Annotated in this window: 7 protein-coding genes; all 7 read left to right on the top strand. The window is 44.8% G+C overall.

From position 1 onward, the window contains the following. The first annotated feature begins 3 nt into the window (after window positions 1-3). Window positions 4-855 (top strand): ABC transporter permease, encoded by an 852-nt coding sequence (locus NV381_RS04925; RefSeq protein WP_258212166.1) that lies wholly within the window; start codon window positions 4-6, stop codon window positions 853-855. Then, window positions 845-1,654, top strand: a complete 810-nt coding sequence (locus tag NV381_RS04930; RefSeq protein ID WP_258212167.1) for an ABC transporter permease — start codon at window positions 845-847, stop codon at window positions 1,652-1,654. Before NV381_RS04925 ends, NV381_RS04930 begins: the two co-directional genes overlap by 11 nt. A 45-nt stretch (window positions 1,655-1,699) precedes the next feature. Beyond that, the gene (locus NV381_RS04935; protein ID WP_258212168.1) at window positions 1,700-2,821 is read left to right on the top strand and encodes an aminoglycoside phosphotransferase family protein; all 1,122 of its coding nucleotides are present in this window, start codon (window positions 1,700-1,702) and stop codon (window positions 2,819-2,821) included. A gap of 623 nt (window positions 2,822-3,444) precedes the next feature. Then, entirely contained in the window at window positions 3,445-4,356 is a 912-nt protein-coding gene (locus NV381_RS04940) for an AEC family transporter (protein ID WP_258212169.1), read from the top strand. 667 nt (window positions 4,357-5,023) lie between these two features. Continuing rightward, window positions 5,024-8,158 (top strand): ATP-binding protein, encoded by a 3,135-nt coding sequence (locus NV381_RS04945; protein ID WP_258212170.1) that lies wholly within the window; start codon window positions 5,024-5,026, stop codon window positions 8,156-8,158. 470 nt (window positions 8,159-8,628) lie between these two features. Next, on the top strand, window positions 8,629-8,901 hold the full coding sequence (locus tag NV381_RS04950; RefSeq protein ID WP_258212171.1) for a hypothetical protein: 273 nt from the start codon (window positions 8,629-8,631) through the stop codon (window positions 8,899-8,901). 1,255 nt (window positions 8,902-10,156) lie between these two features. Further along, window positions 10,157-10,573, top strand: coding sequence for a VOC family protein (locus NV381_RS04955; RefSeq protein WP_007729208.1), 417 nt, complete (start codon window positions 10,157-10,159; stop codon window positions 10,571-10,573). Window positions 10,574-11,655: the final 1,082 nt, after the last annotated feature.

Genomic DNA, 11,655 nt, shown 5'->3' on the forward strand with positions numbered 1-11,655 from the left:
GATATGGGTCTGAGAAAGCACAATTTTGAAGTTCGCCGGTCAAGTCGGTCTTTGCCGATATTATTGCATAAGTACACATATTTAAGCTTAATTGCTTATCGCCGCGCTGCTACCCACCGTGTTGCCTATTTGCTAAGTCTGTTGGGAAATATAGTCCGGGTTATTGCTTTTGCAGCACTTTGGCAGGTTGCGCTTTCTGGGCGTCCAGGTATTGGTGATTATAGTCAACAAACCTTCTTAACCTACGTATTAATCGCTTTTATGCTTGATGGGCTGATCAGTTTTCGTACAGAGAGTTTAATCGCACAATCCGTACGTACCGGAGACGTTTTTACAGATTTAATTAGGCCTCTCAATCATCAGATACTTCATTTCTCTAACGCTATAGGAACTGCTCTTATAGAAGGTATCTGGTTGATCTTGATCACAGGGCTATTGGGCTATGTATGGCTAGATATCCTAATACCACAGGATTGGACTACAGTCCTCTTTTTTTTGATCAGCGTAATCCTAGCCATAGTTATCAAATACGATATAGCCTACCTTACTGGGGTAGCAGCATTTTGGCTAACTGATATCCGGGGCTTGATTGTAACTCGAGCTACTCTTGTTGGAATCCTTGGAGGAGCCTATTTCCCACTGGAGCTCTTGCCACATTCGGTACGAAGCCTACTTGACATTCTTCCATTCGCTGGAACTATTGCTATACCAGCCCGGATTTTCACTGGTCAAATATCTGGCGAAGTCTTATGGACTTCCTTGATTCATCAGTTGTTTTGGGCGGTCGTTTTGTGGCTGTTTGCCCGAATGGTTTGGAACAGGGCGGTGAGGAGGGTTAGTGTCAATGGCGGTTAATCCCCGACAATTGAGTCGGCATCTAAGACTTTATCCAAGTTTCTTAAAACAATCGATCAAGTCTCACTTGGAATATGATGTTGACTTCTTTATGGGTGTCTTTGCTTCGGTATCCGGTCACCTGGCTGCTCTCATTTTTTTAACTATCCTCTATCAAGATATACCAGCTATTTCAGGTTGGACAAGATGGGAGGTCATATTTTTATACGGTCTAGCCGTATTGTCCAGAGCTTTCGCAAGTACCCTGTTCCAAGGAGTATGGTCAATCAGCGGCATTATTGCTAAGGGTGAACTGGATAAACTCTTGGTTCGTCCGGTCTCACCGTTGTTTCAGATTATGGGTTCTACCTTTGGCGTACAGGGACTCGGCCATCTCCTCAGTGGCAGCACTATGTTAATATTTGCAGGATTCAATGTCGGGTTAATATGGACTTTCCATCACATTTTTTGGTTGCTAGTAGCCCTTGTATCCGGCTGTTTGGTTCTTGTAAGTGCGTTGTTGATTGCAGAAAGCATAACATTTTGGACCGGGGGACAGCAGACTAATTTGCCTTATCTCGCCTATCAACTAGGGGAACTTGGAAGATACCCTTTAGAAATTTATCCTTGGCCTGTCCGCTCTTTGATAACGTGGGTGATTCCTTTTGCATTTGGCACGTATTATCCCACTGCTGCAATTTTCCACAAGCCTGAAGAACAGTTGGCAGTTTTATCACCTGTTATGGCTATATTCATTATGTTCTTGTCGATTATAGTTTGGCGGGCTGGGCTTCGCAGCTATACAGGAACCGGTTCTTAACCATTTTAGAATAATCAATTTATTCATTTTAAGGAGGAGAAATTCATGTTTGATCCAATATTAGACAATATCACTTCAGTTGAAGAAATCGATTGTGGATACCTTACTCGTCTCATAAGAAAGGCAGGGATTGCTTCTGCAACTGTTATTTCCTTTACTCAAGAGTGCGCGGGGGGGAAATCGCATGGGGGAGGCTCCATCTTTCGATTCAGATTAACTTATTCCGATCAAGGATCAGTGTCTGCTCCTCCTTCTATCGTTTTAAAAGAATCTCGAGAGATTGCAAGCCAGTCATTAGACCCGGCGTTTGCACGTCGGGAAGCGGATTGTTACCATTACGACTTATTTAAAGATATGAATGAAAAGCTGTATATCCCCAATGCCTACCATCTAGTCATACGACCTGAATTAGGGATATACTGGGTTTGGTTGGAGGATCTTGGATCTAACACCTTTGACCTAGAGTGGACGCCGGCAATCTTAAAGGAAATGATACATGATATTTCGGAATTGCATAGGACATGGTGGGGAAGATCGGATGAACTCAGTAAAATGCCGTACCTCCGTTACCGGGCTCAGGCAATGTACGATGGACTGTGGGTCGATCGTATTGCCCAAAATTGTAATTCCATTGATAATCACCCTCAATCTGAACGGATTTCACGAGTGTTTACTACCAAAAGACGCAGCATTTTAATGCGGCTTAGTCAGGCAGCGGCATTTATTTATCCCAAACTGGAAGCATTACCGCAAACACTTCTTCATCATGATATTTGGCCTCCAAACTTAGGTCGTTATTCTGAAAAAACGGTTTTGATTGACTGGTCCTATGCTGGTCAAGGCACACCTGGTGCGGATCTAAGTCAAACGGTAGCCCTATTATTTCAAATGTGGGATCCAAACTTAGATGATGAGGCACTTTTACATGCACTTTGGTCCGGTTTAAGGGAAGATTCGAGGTTACCCATAGAATTCGATGAGATAGCGGCTGGTTATGAGCTTGCCTTTTGTTTGCGACCGGCTCATGCTTTGGGCGGACCTGTACTTGGGGGAATTCTTTCGGGAAAAGGTTCTATGGTTGGGGATTCCGACTTAGAGGGAAAACTGGCTTCTGCTGAAGCTGTCTTGCAGAGAGTTGAGCGTGGTATACGGCGGTTAGATGGTTGAATTGACACTGTCCCAAAAACTAAATACCAAGACCTTCAAACACACTTTGAAGGTCTTTATTAATTGATGTATTGATGTTATTATTACATCTTTTACTTATGTCGGGTGACAAGAACATAATCTCATTAATTGCCGCGTGAATCGCGGCTTTTTTGTATTATGGGATAGGGTTCTTGTCAAATTTCAATGACAAGAACTTTATCCCATTCCCGAAATTGACAAGAACATTATCTCATTCCCGAATAAAGCGGCGGCTTCCCAGTGACCGGCCCGTGTGGCCGTCCAACTGGACGTAACATCTGCTGAGGTGAAATGGATTAACCCCTCAACTGGGAAATGGGCTTACCAGCCCTTATTAATCTCGCCCTCCGAGGTGGATTGGGCGCTGTTGATCCGCCGGGGCAAGTAAGCTGCCTGTTTGTTCTTGGTATCAACGGTCTGGAGCTAGTCATGGTACTCATGGTATACTGCGATATAGGAATGAAACCAACGAATAGGGATAGTCCCTTAGGGCGCTGGCCCGAATTGTTAGTTGTAGGAGACAGGGGTGCATTAGCATAGATAAATTTATTCTTCCAATTGGAATTCTTATAGCAGGATTATTGCTGGGCAAGGGCGTGAGGGTGCTTTGGGAAAGAAAGCACATTTCCGATTCAGTATCTGTAGAGGTGATTCTTAAACGGATCAACCAATTGGTATTACTCGGCATTAATCCACTCATTATTTTGGGTGCTTTCTGGTTCGTTAAACTGGACAGCATGAAATTGGCGTTACTGCCTATGTTGGGTGTTCTTACATTGGTATTGGGCGGGATCCTGGCGATCAGTATTTCCAAATTTCAGAAGCTGGACCGTGCGAAAACAGGAGCAATGTTTGTATCCGGGTCTTTTACGAATATGGGCAACTTTGGAGGGTTGTTTTGCTTTGTATTTATTGGTCCGGAAACGGTTCCCTATATAGCCATGTTTCGTTTATTGGAGCAGTTTGTTTATTACGCGATCGGCTTTCCAATTGCCAAATCATTTGGGTCAACGGATCAACCTGAGGGACAAAGAACAAGAGGGCTACTTAACCTATTGGTCGATCCGTATGTCCTGTTCTCTCTGTTATCGATAGTAGTCGGCTGTTTATTGAGTATCTCTTCGTGGGAAAGACCGGCAGTGTACGGAGATTTTATTGCGTATGCGGTTCCTTTGTCGAGCTTGCTATTGGTGATCTCGATTGGTTTCAACATGAAGGTGAAAGCGATCCGCGGGTATTTGAAGGAATGCTGCTCCATTTCTGTGGTGAAATTTCTAATGGTGCCATTGGCGGTTACTTCGTTAGCGTATTTTCTCGGTATAGGCCAGTTGGAAGATTATATGGTGCTTAAAGTGATATTGATTCTAACCGCGATGCCGCCTGCGTTTACTTCCTTAATTCCACCTCAGCTATATAAATTGGACGGCGATTTGGCCAATTCCAGTTGGCTTTTTAACACTGCGCTTTTGTTGCTAGTAGCTCCTATATTGTATTACATAGTAAGCACCATGTAATCCAGGCTGATTCTAAGCCTTACTGAATAACATGACCAACCCATGGTTATTGGGCTATGAGGAGGTAATGGGATAATGTTCTTGTCTCCCGACAGCTTGTAAGTCTCTGGGGATGGGATTAATGTCCGGGACACAAATATGAGTGCTTTTAGATCCCCGTCAATCGGGGATTTTTTATTTCAAAGCACCTATGTTTGTGACGCGAGTTCACGACACAAACATATGCGCATAATCGTGGTGATATTAAAGCTTGGATTTTTAATGAATTATTCACTCACATGGCCATTGAACGGGTAGCTTAACACAAACTGTCGGGTGACAAGAACATTATCTCATTAATAGCCGCGTAAATCGCGGCATTTGTGTTTTATGGGATCAAGTTCATGTCAAAATCTAATGACAAGAACTTGATCCCATTCCCGAAATTGACAAGAACCTGACTCATTCCCGACATAAGAGGTAATACGAAACCGTTGAATAACTTAAACGTTATTGCAGTGGGGAAGGCGATGCGTGCTCATATCAGGCGCAGTCTGGATGTCGCCAGGGAAACTTTACAGTTGTATTTGCAGAACGATTCTGAGGATAAGTGAGATAACTTTCGATAAAGACTTCTTAAGCAAAGGGCGGTTTTAAGCTACTCCAGCCGTAAGGCATGAGCAGCTTAATGTGGAGAAATAGAGGAAATACGCACTTTTTGACGAATATCTCCACTATGATGACGAAACGTAAAATTATTATCATTATCGCAACGTTGATCCTGTTGCTTACCGCTATCCGGCTCGTATGGATTACCCTCCAAGCGACTCCGGCCAACCAACCGAAAGCCATTAATGGTGTGCTGGATTTGCGGGGATGGAATTTCAAGCAGACAGGTCCTTTAAAGCTGGATGGGCAGTGGGCATTTTACCCGGAACAGCTAATCATGGTTAATTCGCAAGACACCAGCCCGCAAGAAGCGGGAAGTCAATATATTCAGGTACCTCAGAACTGGATATCATCCCAATCGTCAGGCTCAACATTCGGCTACGGGTCTTATAGATTGCGCATTTTGGTAGACCCTGAGCAGGATCAATCGTTCGGTATCCGGGCCCAGGATATCGCTAGTTCATCCGAAATATTTATTGACGGACGTTCCAAGGGACATGCAGGGCAACCGGGAGCGGATTCGAGGGAATATAGGCCGGATGCGGTATTGTATACGGCCTTTTTCAATACGGACAAAAGTGAAATCGATGTGGTCATCCATGTGGCGAATTTTCATAATAAGGGTATGGGCGGGATAGTGCAGTCGCTATTATTTGGCAGGTTGGATGCGGTGACTGGGCATGCTTTTTTTTCGGTCGGTATGCAACTGCTGCTTTGTACCTTTCTAGCCATTCATATGATTTACACCTTTATCATTTTCGTTATTGGAACCCGCGAGCCCGCGCTGCTTCATTTTTTCATGATGAACTTTTGTACGATGATGCTGGCGCTCCTGTCCGACGACAAAATGCTGCTGACGTGGGTGACGATCACGTACGAGTGGCATGTGAAGCTGATTCTTATATCGCTGCTTGCCCTTAATGCGTTTATGGTCCAGCTAGCCACGGGTCTAGTACCTCATCCGCGTTCGCGGAGGGTTATTCACTTGTATACGGCACTTTGTATTGTATTAATACTGTTGATTGTCGCTGTTTCGTATGAATACACGCAGCTATATTGGTATCTATATATTCCTGTCGGGGTATTCGCCCCGTTTGTGCTCGCGTGGCATTTTTTTCGCGCTGTAGCCCGTGGAGAACACGACTCGATTTATTTTTTGATAGGGTCAACGGCGATTGTAATTAATGTCATATGGAGCTTTGTGAAGACCGCTAATCTGATGGAGCTGTATTTTTACCCGATTGATTACATCGTAACCTTCCTCGCTTTCGTAGCATACTGGTTCAAACGTTATTTCCGGACGGCGGAACAAACGAAGAAGCTGGCTCTTAAGCTGCAGCTCGCTGACAAGCAGAAGGATGATTTTCTTGCCAATACGTCGCATGAATTGCGCAATCCGCTGCACAGCATGCTCAACATCGCTCAATCGGTTTTAGATAGCGGGGAGAAAGCGATGGATGGCAAAAACCGGCGTGATCTGGAATTACTCGTTACGGTGGGCCGTAGAATGTCTTTCATGCTCGGAGACCTGCTCGATTTAACACGGCTGCACGAACGGGGAATCGTTCTGCATAAGACGAATGTAACTATTCAATCTCTTGTTGCGGGAGTCATCGATATGCTTCGGTTTATGACAGACGGCAAACGGGTGGGGTTCGTCAGTCATATTTCGAGCACGTTTCCTCAAGTGACTGCCGATGAGAACCGATTGATCCAGATTTTGTTTAATCTGCTTCATAACGCGGTGAAATTCACGAATGAAGGAACCGTAAAGGTCGAGGCTGTCATCCGGGAAGGAAAGGCCCATATTTCCATCGAGGATACGGGCATCGGAATGAATGACGAGACGATCCAGCGTATATTTCAGCCGTACGAGCAAGGTAATTTCGGTGCTGGTGCAGTAGGAGGGCTCGGGCTAGGTCTGAGCATCGTGCGGCAATTGGTAGAGCTTCATGGAGGAACGATCGAGGCTCATGCCGCTCCGGGCCAAGGATCGGTATTTACGTTCACGCTGCCGCTTGTTGAAGAAGCTCCCGAAACGAGGGAGCGGAAGCAGGACCATGAGGCGGGAGGGATGTTCGTATTGCCGCTGCTCACAACGACGACGGAATATACCGTGGAAGCGGATTCGATTGCGGCAAATGCGCCGGTGGACAGAGCAGCGGATCGTCCAAACCTGTTGGCGGTAGATGACGATCCTCTGAATCTGAGCATTCTTGTCAATATGCTCTCCGCGGACGGTTATGAGGTAGTTACGGCATCCAGCGGCCAGGAGGCGCTGACACTGCTTGAGTTGAAGCAGTGGGACCTCGTTATTTCCGATGTCATGATGCCACAGATGTCCGGGTATGAGCTCGCCCGAACGATCCGGGACCGATTCACCATTTCGGAGCTTCCAATATTGCTTCTAACCGCGCGCAGCCGAACGGAAGACATTAAAGCCGGGTTTCAATCCGGTGCGAACGACTATGTGATGAAGCCGGTCGAAGCGACGGAGTTAAAATCTCGCGTGAGGGCGTTGACCGATTTGAAAGCGTCGGTGAGGGAGAGGCTGAGATTGGAAGCCGCTTGGCTGCAAGCGCAAATTCAGCCGCATTTTTTGTTCAATACGTTAAATTCGATCGCTGCGCTAAGTGAAATTGATACATTGAGAATGCGAAGCTTGCTGGATGCGTTCGGAAACTATTTGAAAACAAGCTTTCACTTCGCAAACACGGAGAAGCTGGTGCCGATTCAGCATGAATTGGATCTCGTTCGTTCCTATTTGTTTATCGAAAAGGAACGATTCGAAGACCGGCTGAACATCGTGTGGGAAATCGACTCGAACCTGCAATGTCAAGTTCCACCGCTGTCGATCCAGCCCTTAGTCGAAAATGCCGTCCGCCACGGCGTATGCCGTCGTATTCGCGGCGGAACCGTGAGGATCTCGATTGCCGAGGAGGCAGGCAGCGTTCGCATTGCTGTTGCCGATGACGGACCGGGCATCGATGAGGACAAGCTGCACAGCTTGCTGGATAACAGTCGTTCCGATTGGAAACGCGGTATCGGGCTGCTCAATACCGACCGAAGGCTGAAACAATTGTTCGGCCAAGGGTTGCAAATTGCAAGCTCGTCGAATGAAGGAACCCGCGTTGCGTTTACAGTGATAAAATAAAGCACCGCCCCAGTTTCTGAATGTTAGAAAATGGGGCGGTGCTTTTCACAATAATTGTCGCCGGGGCTTGAATCGTCGTTGTCACTCTATTGCTTGAACTTGACCGTGAGCTGCTTCTGTCCCTCTTATCGCTCAAATTCAAGCTCAGTTACGCTTCAATCGATGCGCCCCGCTCTATTCTCGCCTTGCGGATCAAGCAGCAAATCGTAGGAAGTTGCCGCTTCGTTCAAGGCGAATTGCAGCTCCGCTTGCGAAATCTGGATGAAGAAGCGCGTGATTGGTGCTCTAGCTATTATCTTTTTTGTAAGAAGACAAAAAAGGCTTAATGCTCCATTAGTTGATTTTTCGCTTTTTAAAGATGTTTGATTTACTGCCGGTGTAATTGCAGCGCTCTTGGCTAATTATAATGCACCTTCTAATCGCATCCCAAATAACCTACGTTCTAGTAAACGAGTATGTTTCACTGGATCATGAATCGAGTAACAACTGAGATCTGTTTAAACTATTTATACCAATGGAAAGATATTGCACAAGCAAATTCAGAAGGAGAAAGAGTCCCTGACTGGGTTCAAGTTAACAAAATGCTAGAAAAGAGCTTGCCAAAAATATTTTTTAGGCATCAAGAAGATATTGGAAAAAAACAAGTAGTTGAAGTAATTATAAAGAGCGAACCAAAACAAGTAATGGAGATAACCAATGCAAAATGTATTACTAGGAAGGTGACAAGAACATTATCTCATTAACTGCCGCGTGAATCGCGGCTTTTTTGTGTTATGGGATAAAGTTCTTGTCAAATTTCAATGACAAGAACTTTATCCCATTCCCGAAATTGACAAGAACATTATCTCATTCCCGACAATGGTTACATAACGTGGTTATATACTAGCCAAATCACTGCAATCAATCAATTCGACAGAGTATTAAGCTAACTGGCAGGATACTTCCAATGCTGTTTCATAATGATATACTTAATTTAACTTGATTATTGGTTGGGAAGTGCGATCTTTGGGGGTAAATTTCTCTGCAGCGTTTCAACATTCTTTTGATTATAAATCAATCTATACAGCAGTTTAAAGAGGAACTCATTAAAGGAGTTAGGTTTCCTAAGATTGTTCAATGCATATTAGAAGTGAATGAACATAACTCTCACTTAAGAAGAGAATGGTCATTAAATCGTGAATGCATAATCGAATCATGTAACTTTGGTCCATTCGATCCGATTGTAATTGGCGATGAAGAATATATTGAAGTTGGCGGTCCTGGCGACAGTCCCGATTTGATCCGTCGTTGTTGGAATGGCAGATGCGTTCTGCCTTTGATGTCCATAGCCTCGATAACTTCCTGAGTCGTCAACGGCTTGGAATTCGCATCGCCTTTTTCGTTAAACAGCTGCACGAGTTTTGCAGCCAGCGCCTCCGCGGCTTCTTGCTTAAAGCCTGTTTTGAAAGTAAAGTATAGGGACTGAGTTGAGATCGAATATGCGATCTGCTGTCCCGCCGAATCTTAAATATTGCCGCGGATGGGCGGGATGGATACGCCCTTCGTGATCATGCTTGTCTGGCGTTCCTAGAGACTCGGACCCTCGACGAACTGTAGATAAGCAAAACGTACGATTAGTGAAGAGAACAGGAGAAATGTAAGCATGAAAAAGACATTTAACCTAATACTGAAATGGCGACGGTTTCGAACTTTTTTTTTCGTACTTCGGTTTTATCTTTAATTTCCATACCGTTCCCTCATTCCGTCACTCGATACCCAACCTTTAATTGTCATATATTCAAACGAATTCCTTTTTAGAGAGGTTCAATCTTTATCCCTGCACAATAAGAATAAGCAACCTTACGGGAATGGCGGGTATCCGAACTCAATACCAAGTTTTTTTTCAAAATTAACGGGCTTCCGAATCCATGAGACCGATGAATTCCCGGATCGGCTGTCGTCTATATAAACGAAGGCATAAATGAACACAAACTAATTTGACGAAGAGGTGTTTTGAAAATGGCATTAACGTCCGCATTCACGAGCTTCAACCTGCCTGTAAAAAACGTAGAACAATCGAAAGCGTTCTTCACCGGACTCGGATTCGAGCTCAACCCGCAATTCCCCGAGAACGAGAATTCGGTAGCCATCGTGATCGGCGACAACCTGCAGGTCATGCTGATCAATCAAGCATTCTTTAATACGCTCACGGAGAAGGAATCCGTCGATACGAGCAAGTATGCGCAGATGACGATCGCATTGGCCTTCGAGAGCCGGGAAAAGGTCGATGAAATCGTGAATACCGCGGTCTCCTTGGGCGGGAAATTGCACGCTGAACCTGAAGATCATGGGTTCATGTATCATTGGGGCTTCGTGGACTTGGACGGCCATCTGTGGGCCATTAACTACATGAACATGGATGCGGCACAAGGTTAAGGCTAACGGAGAGCACGCTCGTACTAGGGTTCAAAAAAGAAAGACGCCGGGCATCTTCCCCGGCGTAGAAAACTTTATTATTCGGATTTAACTTAAGCAACACCTCAATCTGATATTGAGTCTAAAACTTATTATTGATATTTTGGCAATTATAATGACCGGGATTCCTTGATAGTTAAGGGATCCCAGTCTAATATTATATTATCGCGAACAGTTGAGATTTGGGAGGGTGAACCTCCGAGGGCTTTGTGGAAAATGCGTGCAGTAAATGGAATAATGAGGAAGTTAAGTCTTATCCTCTATTTCAGTATTTCTTCATGGCCGTTGGGTGTTGCCACCAACACTTCTATACCGTTGTACCCTTTTTACCAAGAGGTATAATCCTGCGAATGAGCGAGTAAACGTGAGAAAATCCATTAATACCGCGGGAAGTAACGGGCAGTTTAACGCAAAACAGGAGGTTGTTGTAACTTAGCAGCCGTTATGTAAGGGTAGTTGAGATAGTTTAGAATTGTGTTGAAGACAGATCCTGACGGGCCTGGATGCCGAGCGACGGTCGCTGGGCGTGCCGTCTGCCAGCGGTGACGTGTATTCAGCCATTAGGTAATGGGATAAAGTTCTTATCATTTATGACATCAAGTTCTTGTCAACTGCCGGGTGACAAGAACATAGTAACATTAAATGCCGCATAAATTGCGGTTTTTTTGTTTTATGTTATCAAGTTCTTGTCAAAACGAATTGACAAGAACTTGATAACATTCGATGGGTGACTAGAACTTTGTAACATTCCCGACGTAGTCACATTACACATTGAACAGCGTTTTAATTGAGGTAACAAAAAACGTTAGCGCAATAACCAGAGAGCAACTCGCCACAAGGCAGTTCCTCCCTGGATTCGTTAAAGTAACGGGCAGCACTCCTATTTATGAAGAAATACGAGGTTGAGAAAGAAATGGTGGCGAGTCATGAAACTTAGAGGGACTATGACAGAACAGGCATATAGAAAAGAATTACATCGTCCGGAATGAGATTGTCGGACGACACAAACATTATCCTTTTCATGGTCGCTTATATTGCGGCTT

The sequence above is a fragment of the Paenibacillus radicis (ex Xue et al. 2023) genome (genome assembly GCF_024722015.1).
Lineage (GTDB): Bacteria > Bacillota > Bacilli > Paenibacillales > NBRC-103111 > Paenibacillus_S.

Coding starts and splice junctions, on each gene's coding strand:
- NV381_RS04925 (WP_258212166.1), top strand. CDS start 4: ATGGGTCTGAGAAAGCACAATTTTGAAGTTCGCCGGTCAAGTCGGTCT.
- NV381_RS04950 (WP_258212171.1), top strand. CDS start 8,629: ATGAATCGAGTAACAACTGAGATCTGTTTAAACTATTTATACCAATGG.
- NV381_RS04930 (WP_258212167.1), top strand. CDS start 845: ATGGCGGTTAATCCCCGACAATTGAGTCGGCATCTAAGACTTTATCCA.
- NV381_RS04935 (WP_258212168.1), top strand. CDS start 1,700: ATGTTTGATCCAATATTAGACAATATCACTTCAGTTGAAGAAATCGAT.
- NV381_RS04955 (WP_007729208.1), top strand. CDS start 10,157: ATGGCATTAACGTCCGCATTCACGAGCTTCAACCTGCCTGTAAAAAAC.
- NV381_RS04945 (WP_258212170.1), top strand. CDS start 5,024: ATGTGGAGAAATAGAGGAAATACGCACTTTTTGACGAATATCTCCACT.